At 70.3% G+C, this 14,900-nt stretch carries 18 protein-coding genes; 12 read left to right on the forward strand and 6 right to left on the reverse strand.

What is annotated here, in order from left to right:
• Nucleotides 1-8 precede the first annotated feature (8 nt).
• The 6 genes from ACLFRB_RS03055 to ACLFRB_RS03080 all read left to right on the forward strand — a co-directional run bounded on the left by ACLFRB_RS03055 (nucleotide 9) and on the right by ACLFRB_RS03080 (nucleotide 4,444).
• Nucleotides 9-428, forward strand: a complete 420-nt coding sequence (locus tag ACLFRB_RS03055; RefSeq protein ID WP_411067528.1) for a PTS sugar transporter subunit IIA — start codon at nucleotides 9-11, stop codon at nucleotides 426-428.
• Complete coding sequence (locus tag ACLFRB_RS03060) at nucleotides 425-694, forward strand: HPr family phosphocarrier protein (protein WP_411067529.1); 270 nt, start codon at nucleotides 425-427, stop codon at nucleotides 692-694. Before ACLFRB_RS03055 ends, ACLFRB_RS03060 begins: the two co-directional genes overlap by 4 nt.
• A gap of 46 nt (nucleotides 695-740) precedes the next feature.
• On the forward strand, nucleotides 741-1,160 hold the full coding sequence (locus ACLFRB_RS03065) for a hypothetical protein (RefSeq protein WP_411067530.1): 420 nt from the start codon (nucleotides 741-743) through the stop codon (nucleotides 1,158-1,160).
• Between the two features lie 128 nt (nucleotides 1,161-1,288).
• Nucleotides 1,289-1,942 (forward strand): endonuclease III, encoded by a 654-nt coding sequence (nth, locus tag ACLFRB_RS03070; protein ID WP_411067545.1) that lies wholly within the window; start codon nucleotides 1,289-1,291, stop codon nucleotides 1,940-1,942.
• A gap of 241 nt (nucleotides 1,943-2,183) precedes the next feature.
• Entirely contained in the window at nucleotides 2,184-2,636 is a 453-nt protein-coding gene (locus ACLFRB_RS03075; protein ID WP_411067531.1) for a DUF1841 family protein, read from the forward strand.
• A complete protein-coding gene (locus tag ACLFRB_RS03080; RefSeq protein ID WP_411067532.1) occupies nucleotides 2,633-4,444 on the forward strand; it encodes a M3 family oligoendopeptidase in 1,812 nt (603 codons plus the stop codon). The genes ACLFRB_RS03075 and ACLFRB_RS03080 overlap by 4 nt, the downstream gene beginning before the upstream one ends.
• Here ACLFRB_RS03080 and ACLFRB_RS03085 read toward each other — a convergent pair.
• Nucleotides 4,434-5,228, reverse strand: a complete 795-nt coding sequence (locus ACLFRB_RS03085) for a hypothetical protein (protein WP_411067533.1) — start codon at nucleotides 5,226-5,228, stop codon at nucleotides 4,434-4,436. The two genes, ACLFRB_RS03080 and ACLFRB_RS03085, sit on opposite strands and share 11 nt — an antisense overlap.
• Nucleotides 5,229-5,330: 102 nt before the next feature.
• On the opposite strand from ACLFRB_RS03085, the gene ACLFRB_RS03090 reads away from it, so the two are divergent.
• The 3 genes from ACLFRB_RS03090 to ACLFRB_RS03100 are packed head-to-tail and all read left to right on the forward strand — an operon-like array spanning nucleotide 5,331 to nucleotide 7,265.
• The gene (locus ACLFRB_RS03090; RefSeq protein WP_411067534.1) at nucleotides 5,331-5,858 is read left to right on the forward strand and encodes a hemerythrin domain-containing protein; all 528 of its coding nucleotides are present in this window, start codon (nucleotides 5,331-5,333) and stop codon (nucleotides 5,856-5,858) included.
• Between the two features lie 20 nt (nucleotides 5,859-5,878).
• On the forward strand, nucleotides 5,879-6,577 hold the full coding sequence (locus ACLFRB_RS03095) for a PP2C family protein-serine/threonine phosphatase (RefSeq protein ID WP_411067535.1): 699 nt from the start codon (nucleotides 5,879-5,881) through the stop codon (nucleotides 6,575-6,577).
• 49 nt (nucleotides 6,578-6,626) lie between these two features.
• A complete protein-coding gene (locus tag ACLFRB_RS03100) occupies nucleotides 6,627-7,265 on the forward strand; it encodes a hypothetical protein (RefSeq protein ID WP_411067536.1) in 639 nt (212 codons plus the stop codon).
• 141 nt (nucleotides 7,266-7,406) lie between these two features.
• On the opposite strand, the gene bioB is transcribed toward ACLFRB_RS03100, so the two are convergent.
• Nucleotides 7,407-8,363 carry a biotin synthase BioB gene (bioB, locus tag ACLFRB_RS03105; protein ID WP_411067537.1) on the reverse strand — a complete coding sequence of 319 codons (957 nt, stop codon included), beginning with the start codon at nucleotides 8,361-8,363 and terminating at the stop codon, nucleotides 7,407-7,409.
• A gap of 403 nt (nucleotides 8,364-8,766) precedes the next feature.
• Here bioB and ACLFRB_RS03110 point away from each other — a divergent pair, with 403 nt between their 5' ends.
• The 3 genes from ACLFRB_RS03110 to ACLFRB_RS03120 all read left to right on the forward strand — a co-directional run bounded on the left by ACLFRB_RS03110 (nucleotide 8,767) and on the right by ACLFRB_RS03120 (nucleotide 11,166).
• On the forward strand, nucleotides 8,767-9,633 hold the full coding sequence (locus ACLFRB_RS03110) for a phosphate ABC transporter substrate-binding protein (protein WP_411067538.1): 867 nt from the start codon (nucleotides 8,767-8,769) through the stop codon (nucleotides 9,631-9,633).
• 78 nt (nucleotides 9,634-9,711) lie between these two features.
• Complete coding sequence (locus tag ACLFRB_RS03115) at nucleotides 9,712-10,584, forward strand: phosphate ABC transporter substrate-binding protein (protein WP_411067539.1); 873 nt, start codon at nucleotides 9,712-9,714, stop codon at nucleotides 10,582-10,584.
• Nucleotides 10,585-10,608: 24 nt separating this feature from the next.
• Nucleotides 10,609-11,166, forward strand: a complete 558-nt coding sequence (locus ACLFRB_RS03120) for a cob(I)yrinic acid a,c-diamide adenosyltransferase (RefSeq protein ID WP_411067540.1) — start codon at nucleotides 10,609-10,611, stop codon at nucleotides 11,164-11,166.
• Nucleotides 11,167-11,183: 17 nt separating this feature from the next.
• Here the strand turns inward: ACLFRB_RS03120 and ACLFRB_RS03125 are convergent, their stop codons facing one another.
• The 4 genes from ACLFRB_RS03125 to ACLFRB_RS03140 are packed head-to-tail and all read right to left on the reverse strand — an operon-like array spanning nucleotide 11,184 to nucleotide 14,738.
• Nucleotides 11,184-11,900: an ABC-type transport auxiliary lipoprotein family protein gene (locus ACLFRB_RS03125; RefSeq protein WP_411067541.1), complete on the reverse strand. Its 717-nt coding sequence runs from the start codon at nucleotides 11,898-11,900 to the stop codon at nucleotides 11,184-11,186.
• Nucleotides 11,897-12,820 carry an MlaD family protein gene (locus ACLFRB_RS03130; RefSeq protein WP_411067542.1) on the reverse strand — a complete coding sequence of 308 codons (924 nt, stop codon included), beginning with the start codon at nucleotides 12,818-12,820 and terminating at the stop codon, nucleotides 11,897-11,899. The genes ACLFRB_RS03125 and ACLFRB_RS03130 overlap by 4 nt, the downstream gene beginning before the upstream one ends.
• A gap of 4 nt (nucleotides 12,821-12,824) precedes the next feature.
• A complete protein-coding gene (locus tag ACLFRB_RS03135; RefSeq protein WP_411067543.1) occupies nucleotides 12,825-13,598 on the reverse strand; it encodes an ABC transporter ATP-binding protein in 774 nt (257 codons plus the stop codon).
• The gene (locus ACLFRB_RS03140; RefSeq protein ID WP_411067544.1) at nucleotides 13,599-14,738 is read right to left on the reverse strand and encodes an MlaE family ABC transporter permease; all 1,140 of its coding nucleotides are present in this window, start codon (nucleotides 14,736-14,738) and stop codon (nucleotides 13,599-13,601) included.
• Nucleotides 14,739-14,900: the final 162 nt, after the last annotated feature.

The following is a 14,900-nucleotide window of genomic DNA, read 5'->3' on the forward strand; positions in this document are numbered from 1 at the left end:
CTTCGCCCATGGCCGGAATCCTGATCATCGCCCATCAGCACCTCGGCCACGAGCTGGTCCGGGCCGCCCAGCACATCATAGGCCGCGACGAGGCCGCCCTGGCGGCCGTGGACATCGGCCCGGAGACCGCCTACGAGGAGGCCCGCGAGCGCATCCGGGCCGCCCTGACCGAGGTGGCCGGGGAGGAGGGCGTGATCATCCTCACCGACATGTACGGCGGGACCCCGGCCAATCTGGGCATGGACTTCCTGGACCCGGGCCGGATCGAGGTGATCGCGGGGGTCAGTCTCCCCATGCTGGTGCGCCTGCTCACCTACCGTTCCCGGCCCCTGGAGGAGCAGGTGCAGAAGGCCCTGGAAGGAGGCCGGGAAGGGGTGGTTCTGGGCCGTAGCCGCTCCCTGCGCCACCCGTCCCCGGGCCGCCTATGATCCGGCGGCCTTTGCGCATCATCAACAAGCTGGGCCTGCACGCGCGTGCGGCCTCCAAGCTGGTTTCCCTGGCCTCCGCCTACGACTCGGAGATCAGCCTCACCCGCGACGGCCAGACGGTCTCGGCCAAGAGCATCATGGGGGTCATGATGCTGGGCGCCAGCCGCGGTACGGAGCTCGAGCTCACCGTGGAGGGCCCGGACGAGGAGGCCGCCGCCGACGCCATCAACGAGCTGGTGGAGGATCGCTTCGGCGAGGGAGAATGACCGGGTTGCATCACCGTTAGGCAAACCCAGCGACGAGGAAAGAACCATGAGCGGACACGAGCTGCCTTTCGAGAAGCGCGTCGACCGCAATGCCATGCATAGCTTCTTCGAGTACCACGGCTTCGACGAGGAGCTGGAGGAGGAGTACTACCGCTTCCTGTACGATTTCGTCCTGGAGCGGATGGAGAAGGACAACGGCCTCAAGGCCGCCTTCGGCCCCACCTTCCAGCACTACCCCCACGGCCAGCACCACGGCGAGGACTTCCACCTCCACGGCCACAAGTGGGCGGTGCGCACCGCCGATCTGGGCAACTTCATCGGCAAGACGGCCTACCTGGCCATGCCCGAGGAGGAGAAGCAGGAGTTCGCCCGCCGGCACGAGGAGAAGGTGGCCGAGCTGAGCAAGAAGGCGGAGCAGAAGCCCAAGGAAGAGACGGACGACATCCCGGCCTTCCGCCACACCTGAGGGCCCGGCCCCTCCGGCCCCACGCAAGGGCGGTCCCGCGGGGCCGCCCTGCTTGTTGCATCTTTGGAATTGGCCCGAGCCCGCCCCGCAGCCCAGGGAGCAAGCGCATGTCCGACGCCCCGCGCGCCATGACCGCCGAGGAAGCCGAGGCCTTCATTGCCCGCCTCGCGGAGACCGACCCCGCCCCCACCACCGAGCTGAACTACAGCACCCCCTTCGAGCTGCTGGTGGCGGTGAGCCTGTCGGCGCAGAGCACCGACGTGGGCGTGAACAAGGCCACGGAGAAGCTGTTCCGCGTGGCCAGCACCCCGCAGGCCATGCTGGAGCTGGGCGAGGAGGGCATCCGCGACTACATCCGCAACCTGGGCCTGTACAACAACAAGGCCCGGAACCTGGCGGAGACCGCCCGCATCCTGGTGGAGGAGCACGGCGGCGAGGTCCCCGAGGACCGCGCCGCCTTGGAGCGCCTGCCGGGGGTGGGCCGCAAGACCGCCAACGTCATCCTCAACACCGCCTTCGGCCACCCCACCATCGCCGTGGACACCCACATCTTCCGGGTCTCCAACCGCACCGGCCTGGCCCCGGGCAAGAACGTCAATGCCGTGGAACGGGCCCTGGAGGCCATCGTGCCGGCGGATTACAAGCGCCACGCCCACCACTGGCTCATCCTCCACGGCCGCTACACCTGCACGGCCCGCCGGCCCAAGTGCGCCCAGTGTCGGGTCTACGACCTGTGCCTGTGGCCGGAGAAGGCGGAGTACGCCGAGTCGGCGGCCTCGTGAACGGCAGAACGACAACGCCAAACCGGCAAGGGAAGACTCAGAACCACAGCCCGCCTCCTGTAGGAGCTCGCTTCAGCGAGCGAACGCCCGATTCGGCCCACACGAGCATCGGATCGGATCGCTCGCTGAAGCGAGCTCCTACGAAGGCGCCTCTGCCTAGAGCTCACATTTCGTGACCTCCGTGCCGTCCGTGGTAAATACTCCGATTTAGACCTGCGAAAACGCGAACAAGGATCCCCCCATGCTATTCGGCAACGACCGCTCCGAGACCCGCGAGGTGTTCTTCCGCTCCTGGGAGAAGTTCCACAAGGGCGAGCCCCTGGAGCCCGGGGAGCAGCTGGTGATCGACGTCCTCCACCGCCACCCCGAGTACCACCGGGTGGTGGGCGACCGCGCCGGCTACGCCGACTACGAGTGGACCCCGGAGAGCGGCGAGACCAACCCCTTCCTGCACATGGGCATGCACATCGCCATCGCCGAGCAGGTGGGCACCGACCGCCCGCAGGGGATCCGCGAGGCCTACCAGCGCCTGGCGGCCGGCATGGGCGACACCCACGCCGCCGAGCACGAGATCATGGAGTGCCTGGGCCGGGCCCTGTGGGAGGCGCAGCGCTCCGGCACCCAGCCCGACGAGCAGGGCTACCTGGAGTGCGTCCAGCGGCTGGCCCGCGACAAGGGGGGACCCGCGCAATGACCACGGACGTGCAAGCGGTCCGCTGGGACCTCTCCGATCTCTATGGCGGGCCGGAGGATCCGGCGATCCAGCAGGACCTGGACGCCGCCGAATCGGCGGCGGGCGGCTTCCGCGAGCGCTACCACGGCCGGGTGGCCGAGCTGGAGGCGGAGGAGCTGGCCGCGGCGGTGGCGGAGCTGGAGGCCCTGGAGCAGCGGCTCGCCCGGCCGGCGGTCTACATCCAGCTCCTGCACACCGTGCGCACCGACGACCCGGAGGTGGGGGCCCTGCTCACCCACGTCCAGGAGCGGGCCACCGCCATCGGCAACCAGGTGCTGTTCTTCCAGCTGGAATGGCAGGGGGTGGACGAGGGGCGTGCGGGGCACCTGCTGGATAGCGAGGCCCTGGCCGGCTACCGCCACTTCCTGGAGACCGCCCGCCACCACCGCCCCTACCGCCTCTCGGAGGCGGAAGAGCGGGTCGTGGCGGAGAAGCAGCTCACCAGCCGGGTCGCCTGGAACCGCCTGTTCGATGAGACCTTCGCCCGGCTGCGCTTCACCGTGGACGGCGAGGAGCTGCCCGAGGAGGAGGTCCTGGCCCGGCTCAAGCGGGAGGACCGCGCCACCCGGCAGTCCGCCGCAGCGGGCTTCACCGCCGGCCTGCAGGAGCAGCTGCCCCTGCTCACCCACGTCTTCAACACCGTGCTGTCGGACAAGGCCATCGAGGACCGCCTGCGCGGCTACCCGCACTGGCTCACCGAGCGCAACCTGGACAACGAGGCCTCCGACGCCATGGTGGAGGCCCTGGTGGGCCGGGTCACCGGCCGCTACGACCTGGTGGCGCGCTACTACCGCCTCAAGGCGCGCCTGCTGGGCCTCGACACCCTGTACGACTACGACCGCTACGCGCCCCTGCCGGGCACCCAGCGCACCGTCTCCTGGGACGAGGCGCGCGCTACGGTGCTGGACGCCTTCGGCGGCTTCTCGACCCAGATGCGCGACATTGCCGCCGAATTCTTCGACCGGGGGTGGATCGACGCCCCGGTGACCGACGGCAAGCAGGGCGGCGCCTTCTCCCACCCGGCCACGCCGGACGTCCACCCCTACGTGCTGGTGAACTTCACCGGCACCCCCTCGGACGTCATGACCCTGGCCCACGAGCTCGGCCACGGCGTCCACCAGTACCTGGCCCGCGAGCAGGGCTACTTCAACGCCGACACGCCGCTCACCACCGCCGAGACCGCCTCGGTGTTCGGTGAGATGCTGGCCTTCGAGCACCTCATGGGCCAGGAGTCCGACGAGCGCGCCCGGCTGGGGCTGCTGTGCAACAAGCTCGAGGAGATGTTCGCCACCGTGTTCCGCCAGGTGGCCATGAACCGCTTCGAGCACGCCGCCCACACGGCGCGGCGCGAGGAGGGCGAGCTGTCCGCGGACCGCCTGGGGGAGCTGTGGATGGAGACCCAGCGCCCCATGTTCGGCGACAGCGTGGTGCTCACCGAGGACTACCGGGCCTGGTGGTCCTACATCCCGCACTTCCTCCACGTGCCCGGCTACGTCTACGCCTACGCCTTCGGCGAGCTGCTCACCCTGGCCCTGTACGAGCGCTATCGGGAGCAGGGCGCCGACTTCGTGCCCCGCTACCTGGAGCTGCTGGCGGCCGGCGGCTCGGATTCCCCGGAGGCCCTGGTGGGCCGGCTCGGCCTGGACCTGGCCGATCCCGGCTTCTGGGACCGCGGCCTGGAGGTGCTGGCGTCCATGGTGGAACGGGCGGAGCGCCTGGCCGACGAGGTGGGACCGCTGACGGGGGGGCCGGCCCGGGCTAGGGAATGAAGGGGTCCAGCCAGGTCCGGCGGTGGGGCTCCAGGTCGGTGAGGTAGCGTTCGTAGGCCAGCCCGATGCGCTCCTCCAGGGCCCGTGCCCGCTCCGCCAGGGCGGGGCCCGGGTCGGCGGGCAGGCCCCCTTGGCGGGCGAAGGCCGACACGTTGGCTCGGCCCCGCGCCTGCAGGCGGTAGACCGGGGCGCCGAAGACCCGCTCCATGGCCTCCAGGGCGGCCCGAAGGCGCCGGCGGCGGCTGCTCCACAGGTTGGCCGCCAGCACCCCCTCGGGGTGCAGCCCGGCCCGGCAGCCCAGGTAGAACTCCTCCAGCAGGGTGGCGGGGTCCGGGCCATCGGCGTTGTAGGCGTCGGCCACGACCAGGTCCCAGCCCCCCCGGGGCGCCGCCCCCGCCTCCGCGAGGAAGGTCCCGGCGTCGCGCAGGTGGACCGTCAGACGGGGGTGGTCGAGGGGCAGGGCGAAGAAGTCCCGGGCCACCGCCACCACAGCCGCCCGGTTCTCCACCGCCTCCACCCGGGCCTCCGGGAAGTGATGCAGGAAGAAGTGGGCCAGCGCCCCGCCGCCGAGGCCCACCAGCAGGATCCGCCGCGGCTCTGGCCGGAACAGGAGGGCGGCGGCGAGGGTCCGAGTGTAGGGAAGGACCAGCTCGTGGGGCGCCTCGGGACGGACGCTGCTCTGCTTGGAGGGGCTGCCGAAATAGAGGCTGCGGGCGTCCCGTTCCTGGACCACCTCGATGGTCCCCTCGTTGTCCCGATGGCGGTACAGGATCTTGCGGTCCACGGCCACTCCGAGTAGGGATGGGGATTCCCGCATTCTGGCATACGGCGGCCTCCCGGCCCTTGCCGCGGTTGCCGCCGAACCTTTATCGGAAGCGAGGACAGCATGCGCCGCAGCGATCCCCTCCAGCCCCTCAGCCGGCAGCACCACATCGCCCTGGTCTTCGCCAAGACCCTGCGCCAGTGGGGCCGCCTCGACCCGGCCCCGGAGCCGGGGGAGAAGCGGGCCGTGGCCGAGGCCGCCCACCGCTTCTGGGAGGTGGAGCTGGTGCCCCACTTCCGGGCCGAGGAGGAGGGCCTGCTGGGCCGCTGGCAGCGGCCGGGCACCGACCCCCTGGCCACGCGCGTGCTGCAGGAGCACGTCGGCATCCACCGCGTGGCCCAGCGCCTGGGCCGCCACCTGCGGGGCGCCGACCTGGACGCCGCTTGGGAGGAGGCCCTGCGCCTCGGCCAGTGCGTCAACGCCCACGTGCGCTTCGAGGAGCGCACGTGGCTGCCGCAGCTGGAGGCCGAGATGGAGGCGGAGCTGCTGGCCGAGGCCGAGGCGGGGATCGGCCACGCCCTCGATCCGGAGGCCGCCGAAGCGGTCCTGCCGCCCCGTCCGGACCCCGAACGGCTCGTCGAGGACAACTGACCGGCATCGGAACACCCGCCATGGAGCCCTGGACCAGCGCCGCGGTCTCCGAGATCGGCGCCCGCGGCGCCAACGAGGACGCCCACCTGGAAGCCCCCGACCTGCGCCTGTGGGCGGTGGCCGACGGCATGGGCGGCCACAGCCACGGGGAGGTGGCGAGCCGCACGGCCCTGGCGGGCCTGAAGCACGCCGTCCTGGAAGGCGCGCCCCTGGCGGAGGCGGTTGCCGCCGCCAACCGGGCCACCTGCGCCGAGGCCCGCCGCCGCGGCTCCGACATGGGCACCACCCTGGTGGCCCTGCGTCTCCACCCCCAGCGGTGGGAGCTGGCCTGGCTCGGCGACAGCCGCGCCTACCGCTGGACGGGGGAGCGGCTGGAACAGCTGTCCACCGACCACACCCTGGTGCAGGAGTGGGTGGACCAGGACCGCATCAACCCCGCCGAAGCCCGCCGACACCCCTACGGACATGTCCTCACCCGGGCCGCGGGCCTGGAGCAGGCGGCCCGCCCAGACACCCGGGAAGGGCCCCTGGCGGGCTCGGAGACCTTCCTGCTGTGCAGCGACGGGCTCACGGACACCCTCGGCGATGAGCGGATCGCGGCGGTGCTCCAAGCAGCCCCGCCTCCCGGGGCACCCGGCGCGCTCGCGGAGGCCGCCCATGCCGCCGGCAATCCCTTCCAGGACAACCTCACGGTGGTGGTGATCTGGCAGAGGCGCTAGCCTGGAAGGAAGTCCCGGAACCGCCTCGCACCGCCGGAAGGGAACCGCCATGCCCCGCTACTCCATCGACGCCCTAAACCCCAGCGGCACTCGCGCCTGGCGCCTCCAGGACGACCACACCTGGCGCAAGGCCCGGTTCGCCGAGCCCCTGGGCGCGGGGGATCTCACCACCTCCGATCCCGCCGAGGCCCAGCGGTGGCTCGCCGGCCGGCTGCAGAAGGACTGGCGGGGCCGCCTCTCCTGGGAGGCGGCCCCCGGCCGGGGTCCCTTCGCCCCGGGGGAGATCGGTCTCCATGCCATCGCCCACCGGGAGGGCACGGCGCGGCTCCCGGACCGGGAGGCCCTGCGCCGGGTGCTGGCGCAGGCCCAGCCACAGGAGCGCCGAGTCCTCTGCCTGGACACCGACGGCAACTTCCGACTGCGCGATCCCGAGGCCGAGCCGGTGGCCGGCGATCCGGCCCTGGCCGCCCACGGGGACAGCCTGTCCGGGACGGCCCATCTCGGCCCGGAGGCGGCCGCGGACGTCCGGTACGTGGACGAGACCTACCGCAAGTTCCTGGGGGCCTGGTACCAGCACCTGCGCAGCGGGCGGGTCAGTCTCTACGCCGGCGAGGCCCCCTGGGACCTGGACACGGATACGCTCATGGAGCGGATCCGGGAATGGCGGGGGGCCAGCCAGGGGGCCTAGCCGCCTCCCTCCTTCACCGGGGCCCGGCTTCAACCCTTGCGGAAGCGGTCGAGGCCCCACGAAACACGGGGCCCGGCGATCACGCCGGGCCCCGCTCGTTCTGCGGCCTTTGCCGATGGCCGGCGGCCGGGACACTCGTCCTCAGGCGCGGGCGTCCTGGGCCACCTCTTCAATGGTCATGCCCAGCTTGTCCAGCAGCGCGCGGTCGCTGTTCTCGTCGGGGTTGGGCGTAGTGAGGAGCTGCTCGCCGTAAAAGATGGAATTGGCCCCGGCCATGAAGCACAGGGCCTGCTCCGCCTCGGTCATGGACAGGCGCCCGGCGGCGAGGCGGATGTAGGAGCTGGGCAGGGCGATGCGCGCCGCGGCCACCGTGCGGATGAACTCCACGGTGTCCACCGGCTCCCGGTCCCCCATGGGCGTGCCCGGCACCGGCACCAGGTTGTTGATGGGGACGCTCTGCGGCTGAGGGTCGAGCGCGGCGAGCTGGGCGATAAGGCCGGCGCGATCGCTGCGCTCCTCGCCCAGGCCCAGGATGCCGCCGCAGCAGACGTTCATTCCGGCGTCCTGCACCTTCTTCAGGGTGTCCAGCCGGTCGTCGTAGGTGCGGGTGGAGATCACCTCGTCGTAATGCTCCGGCGAGGTGTCCAGGTTGTGGTTGTAGTAGTCCAGTCCCGCCTCCGCCAGGCGCTCCGCCTGGCCGTCGCGGAGCATGCCCAGGGTGGCGCAGGTCTCCATGCCCATCTCCTTGACCGCGGCCACCATCTCCGCCACCTGATCCAGGTCCTTGTCCTTGGGGCCCCGCCAGGCGGCGCTCAGGCAGAAGCGCGTGGCGCCCGCGTCCCGGGCCGCCCGGGCCCGCTCCAGCACCTCGTCCACTTCCATCAGGCCGTCCCGCTCCGTCTCGGTGTGGTAGCGGGCGGCCTGGGAGCAGTAGCCGCAGTCCTCGGGGCAGCCGCCCGTCTTCACCGACAGCAGGCTGCTCACCTGCACCGTACCCGGCCGGAAGTGCTGGCGATGGACGGTCTGGGCCTCGAAGACCAGGTCGAGGAAGGGCTTCTCCAGAAGTGCTTGCACCTGTTCGGGCGTGATTCGGGCCATGATCGGTACTCCGGCTGGGAAAGAAATCGAACCTAGCGACGGGGCGGGCGCCTGTCAACGTCCCCCTTTTCCGACTAAACGGCTAGACATGATAGAATCCGCCCTCCATTCAGCCACTTCCCCGCGATCGGCGGAATGCGGCTGCCGTGGGACTGGCCGAGCGGCCCCTATGGGGCCCTCCGTGCCCCGGAAACGTACACCGCCTGGAAAGCCTGCCGGGAGTCCGAGAGGGGGCGGACATCCCGGGGCCCTCACAAGGGCCATAGGGACCACCCACCCGGGCGGCGCATAACCATTCCCCTGACCATTAAATCGCTGGCCGGGCCGCAGGGTGGCCCGGTGTTTCGTACGCACACAAATACCCCGGCCCGGCGCCGGGGCCCAACGAAGGAGGAGCCGTAGCATGCCCGGTTTCATTCGCGCGATCGCCCTGGGGGCGGTATTGGCCACCACCTTGCTGACCGCTACCCACGTGGCCGCCGACCCCATGCGCTGGGGCGGTTGCGGAATCACCAAGAAAGCCTTCATGTCCTCGCTGGCGGAAGGCTTCCAGGAGAAAACGGGTACCCGCATCGAGATCGAAGGCGGCGGGGCCACCCACGGCATCCGCGCGGTGAAGGAGCATGAGCTCGACCTCGGAGGCGCCTGCCGCCCGGCCCTGGCCAAGGACAAGCGCGAGGACGTGCAAATGGTGCAGGTGGCCTGGGACGCCCTGGTGGCCATCGTTCACCCCGACAACCCCGTGGACGAAATCAGCAGCGAGGAACTGCAGAAGATCTTCCGCGGCGAGATCACCAACTGGAAGGAGCTCGGCGGCCCCGACAAGTTCATCATCGTCGGCTACCGCTCCGAAGAACTGTCCGGCGTGGGCCTGGCCTTCCGCGAGCTCGGCTTCCGCGAGACCACCGGCGCCGGGGATTTCACCAAGGGTCTGGCCCATCGGTCCTCGGGTCCCCTCGAGATCGCCGTGGAGAAGATGCCGGACGCCATCGCCGTCACCGGCGCCTCCAGTGCCCGGAAACGGGACGTAAAAACCCTGGACCTGGACGGCGTGGCGCCCTCCGCCGAGAATATCGCCCAAGGGGAATACCCGCTTTACCGTCCCCTGTTCCTGACCGTCTCCAAGGATCCTGAAACGGAAGTGGAGCGCTTCGTGGACTTCGCCCTCTCGGAGGAGGGACAAGGCATCATCGCCGACGAAGGCACGGTGAACCTGGAAATGGGCAAGGGAATCGACAATCCGTGGGGTGGAGCGCAAATTGAGCTGTAACCATGGGGACACCCCATGAGGGGGTCCCCGGCCTACGATGCCCGGCCCTTGGCCGGGCGGACAAGGAGGAGCCCACATATGCCCGGTATCATTCGTTTGGTCGCGCTGGGGGTGGTCGTGGCCACCACTCAGATCATGGCCTCCCCCGCGTCCGCCGCAACCCTGCAGTGGGGCGGCTGCGGGATCACCAAAAAGGCCTTCATGTCCGCCCTGGCCGAGCGCTTCGAGGAGAAGACCGGCACCGAGATCGATATCCAGGGGGGCGGCGCCACCTTCGGGGTGCGGGGGGTCAAGGAGGGCGAAATCGACCTCGGCGGCTCTTGCCGTCCGGCGATGGCGGACGATGAGCGCGAGGACGTGCAGATGGTGCAGGTAGCCTGGGACGCCTTGGTGGCCATCGTCCACCCCGACAATCCCGTGGACGAGGTCAGCAGCGAGGACCTCCAGGAGGTCTTCCGTGGCGAGATCTCCAACTGGGACCAACTCGGCGGCCCCGACAAATTCATCATCGTCGGCTACCGCTCCCCGCCGCTCTCCGGCGTAGGCTATGCCTTCCGCGAGCTGGGCTTCCGCGAGACCACCGGTTCGGGAGACTTCACCCAGGGACTGGCCCGCGAGTCCTCGGGCCCCCTTGAGATGGCCGTGGAAAAAGTCCCGGACGCCATTGCGATCACGGGGGTTTCCAGCGCCAAGAAGCGGGACGTGAAGCTGCTGGCCCTGGACGGGGTGGAGCCGACCCCCGAGAACATCGCCAGCGCCGAGTATCCCCTCTATCGCCCCATCTACCTCACCGTAGCAAAGGATCCGGAGCCGGAAGTGCAGCGCTTCGTGGACTTCGCCCTCTCGGAGGAGGGACAAGGCATCATCGCCGACGAAGGCACGGTGAACCTGGAAATGGGCAAGGGAATCGACAACCCCTGGGGCGGTGACTACGTGGAAGCCGCTCAGTAATGGGCCCCGCAGGAGGACGCCCCCATGGGCCACCGGCTTTCCCGCATCTACACCCGCACAGGCGACCAGGGCTCCAGCGATCTGGGCGACGGCACCCGCGTGCCCAAGGACCACCCCCGGCTCCATGCCTACGGCGACGTGGATGAGCTCAACAGCCAGGTGGGGCTGATCGCCGCCCAGGACATCCCCGAGGAGCTCGGGGAACTGCTGACGGACATCCAGCACGACCTGTTCGACCTCGGGGCCGAACTGGTGGTCCCGGGCCATGAGGCCCTGCGGGAGGCCCAGGTGGAGGCGCTGGAGGAGCGCATCGACGCGTTCAACGCCGAGCTGGGTCCGCTCCAGGAGTTCATCCTGCCGGGCGGGGGCCCGGCCGGGGCCCAGGCGCACGCGGCGCGGGCGGTGTGCCGGCGGGCGGAGCGGACCGTTTATGCCCTCTCCCGGGAGGAGACCGTTTCGGCGGTCACGTTGCGCTACCTGAACCGCCTTTCGGACCTGCTCTTCGTCCTGGCCCGGCTGCTCAACCGGCGTGGCGGCGCCCCCGAGACCTTGTGGGACCGTGCCCGGCAAGAACGGGATTGAGCCTACTCGCCTGTCCCCTACCGGGCTAACTGGCTGCTCTGACCCTCAGTCGGGACGGCATCCGGCTCGCCCTCCGGACTGGTGCCGACGCTCCCCGCCTTCGCCGCCCCGGTTTCCAGTTCCTCCGCCAGGGAGCGCAGGAGGGCCCCATAGGCGTCGGCGAGGAGCTCCTCCAGGGTCCCCACCACCTCCTCCAGACGGTTGGACGAAGCCTTCCGCTCCCGCGTCCGGCGGAGGCGGGTCTCCCCGCCTGCGGGGCCTTCCAGGCTCCCCTCCAGGGTGACCCGCACACGGGGCGCCTTATCCACCCCTCCGGCGTACACCGCCTGGAAGTCCCGCACGGCCACCCGCAAGCGATAGTCCGCCCGGTGCACCTCGCCGGCCCGCGCCCCCTGGATCCCGGGAAGGTCTTTCCCCAGCCCCTCCACGAAGTAATCCTGCAACAGCTCGGGCAGGGGCCGGACCCAGCGGGCCCCGGCGAAGTAGTCGATCCGCCGTTCGTCCTGGATGAGCGCGATCCGGTCCGTGCCCAGACCGGGCGCCATCCGGGGGACCTCCACCGCCACCACGGCAAGCTCCCCTGCGGACGCCTCCCCGCTTGCCTGGCCGACAGGGGACGGGGCGTTCAACCGGTACAGGGCGGGGGGCTCCTCCTGCTCGGGAAGGGACAGGCATCCGCCCAACAGGAACGGGATGAGCAGGGCCGCCAGCGCCCCGAGCCTCGGGGGGCTCATCGGGGAATCTCCACGCCTTGCTTGCCCGGCGGATAGAGGAGACGGGAAGGGTCCTCCTCCAGCCGGCGGCTCAGCCCGCGGATCTCCTGGAGGGTAGCGCGCCCCTCCTCGAGGAGGATCTGCACCTCCTCCAGCCCCTCCCCGGCGAACCGGTCGAGGGAGTCCTCGTGCCGGGCGGTGATACGGTCCAGGCGCCGGCTGGTGGCCCGCAGCCGTTGCAGGAGGGCCATCGCCTCGGGCGCGAGGCCTCGGCCCGCCGCCAGGGTCTCCCGGGTCTCCCCCAAAGTGGCTTCCAGGCTCTCCATGGTGGAATCGCTTTGCGCCATCAGGTCGGCGAGCTCTTCGGCCCGCCGGTCGAGCTTCTCGCTGAACGCCTCGGAATTCCGCAGGATCGCCTGCACCCGGCGCTCCGTATCCTCGCCGAGGAGCTTCTCCAGCCGGGCGGTGACGGACCGGATCCCCTCCATAACCCTCGGCAGGTCCTCGAGCATGCGGTCCATGCCCGAGGTGCGCGACTCGAGCACCGGGTAGGGCTCCCCCGGGACCCGTTCGGCGGGCGGGGCCCCGGCGTCCTCGGTGCGCAGGCCCACGTAGGAGAGGCCGGTGAGCCCCACGGAGCTGCTAGTGGCGACGGTGCTCCGGTTGATGGGGGTACCGGCCCCCACCTGGATGGTCACCCGAATGTCCCGGGGACGGTCCTTCAGCACCTGCACCCCCGCCACCCGGCCCACGGCCACCCCCTGGTACCGCACCTCGCTTCCCGTATCGAGGCCGCCCACGCTGCCCCGGAAATAGATGGTGTAATGTTCGGCCTCGTCGCCCCCGGGCTTCTGGGAGAACCAGAGGACGAACAGGAAAAAGGCGATCCCGGTAAGGATCACGACGATCCCCACTACCAGATAGGGGACATTGCGCTCCATGGCCTCAGTCCGTCCTCAATGCCGACTGCATGCGCGCACCCCCGAAGAAGGCGTGCAGCCAGGGATGGGGGTGGCTCCGCATCTCCTCCAGGGTCCCCGTTACCGCCCGGCCGTCCACCAGGGCCGCCAACCGGTCGCAGATCTGCGTGAGGGTATGGAGATCGTGGGTGGTCAGCACCACCGTCAGACCCAGGGTGTCCCGCAGATCGCGCACCAGCTCGTCCAGAGCCGTGGCCGACAAGGGATCAAGACCGGAGGTGGGCTCGTCCAGGAACAGCACCTCGGGATCCAGGGCCAAAGCGCGGGCCAGGGCGGCCCGCTTGGTCATGCCGCCGGACAGATCCGCGGGGAACTTGTCGCCGTGCTCCAGGGGGAACCGGGCCAGCCGCAGGCGGAGCCGCGCCAGCGGCCCCAGCAGCTCGGGAGGCAGCTTGAAGTGCTCCCGCATGGGCAGCTCCACGTTCTCCTGCACGGTCAGCCCGGAGAACAGGGCCCCTTGCTGGAACAGCACCCCCCAGTCTTCCTGGACCTCCCGCCACTCCCGCGCGGACAGGCTTCGGATGTCCCGCCCCTCGAAGAGGATCCTTCCTTCAAGGGGGCGCTGCAGGCCAATCAGGCTCCGCAGCAGAACGGTCTTGCCACTGCCCGACTCCCCAACCAGCCCCAATATCTCCCGCCGGCGCACCTCCAGGTTCACCCCGTCGTGCACCAGCTGCCCGCCCAGGCGGTTGACCAGCCCCTCCACCCGGATCACGGGCCCCGTGCCCGGATCCAACATTCAGGCCCCCAGCCGGGAAAGGGCCACCGAGACCAGGGCGTCGGCGACGATGACCAGGAAGATGGACTGGACCACGGAGACCGTGACCTGCTGCCCCACCTTCTCCGGCGAATCCGCCTCCTTCATCCCCCAGAAGGTGGCGGTGAGGGCGATCAGGAAGGCGAAGATGGGGGCCTTGATCATGCCCACCCAGAAGGACGCCGGGGTCACCGCCGTCTGCACGTGATGCAGGAACTGGGGGAGGGAGAGCCCCACGAGGATGCGGGCGCTGAAGGCGCTGCCTACCAGCCCGGCGAGGTCGGCGAGGAGGGTCAGGAGGGGAACCATGATCAAAAGCGCCAGGATCCGGGGCAGCACGAGGATTTCCGTAGGGGGCATGCCCAGGGTGTGCATGGCGTCGATCTCCCCGTTGAGGCGCATCACCCCCAGCTCCGCGGCGAAGGCGCTCCCCGAGCGCCCCGCCACCACTACCGCCGTCAGCAGTACCCCCATCTCCCGCAGCAGCGAGACCACGGCCAAGTTGATGGTGTAGATCTCGGCCCCGAAGCGCTCCAGCTGGACCATCCCCTGATAGGACAGGACGATGCTGATGAGGAAGGCCATGAGGGCCACGATGGGGATGGCGGTCACCCCCGCACGGAACATGTTGGCCACCATCACCCCGAGCCGGAACCGCTGCGGCAACAGGAGACAGCGGCCCAGGGCCATTAGCACCTGGGCCAGGAAGGCGGTTAGCTCCCCGACGTGCCGGACCCCGCCCACCGAAACCCGGCCGAGCCGCTCCAACCGCGTGACCGGCCCGGCCCAGTGGCGCCGCGGCGGTGGGCCGGGAGGCTCAAAGCCCTGGCTGATGCGGGCGAGGAACCGGGAATGGGGCTCCCGGAACCCCTCGGAGCTGGTTGCTACACCCTGCTCCGCCAAAGCCTCGAGCAGCCGCTGCAGCAGCCAGGCGCCGGTGGTGTCCAAAGCGCCGAGGGCACTGCCGCGGACAACCACACGCTCTTCCCCCTTCAACCTTTCCGGGATCGCCTGGATCCTCCGGTCCAGGCTGATGGCATGGTCGATCACCCAATCCCCGGACAGGCTAAGGAATACCTCTCCCCCCACCTGCTCCAGGTCGATTCGGGGCTGGGCCGCCATGCCTCCTCCCTCGGTCGCCGCGTGCGTTACCCCTTCCTGGACAGGCCTTCGCCCTTCCGCTCCGGCCTTCTCATCATCAGTATTCCCCCCGATAAGGAACGACGCCATCGGGGGGAGCCCCCAGGAAGGGCGGGCCGGGGCCAAGACGGGCTAAGAGGGGCT

Source organism: Thiohalorhabdus sp., from assembly GCF_046545655.1.
Classification (GTDB): domain Bacteria; phylum Pseudomonadota; class Gammaproteobacteria; order Thiohalorhabdales; family Thiohalorhabdaceae; genus Thiohalorhabdus.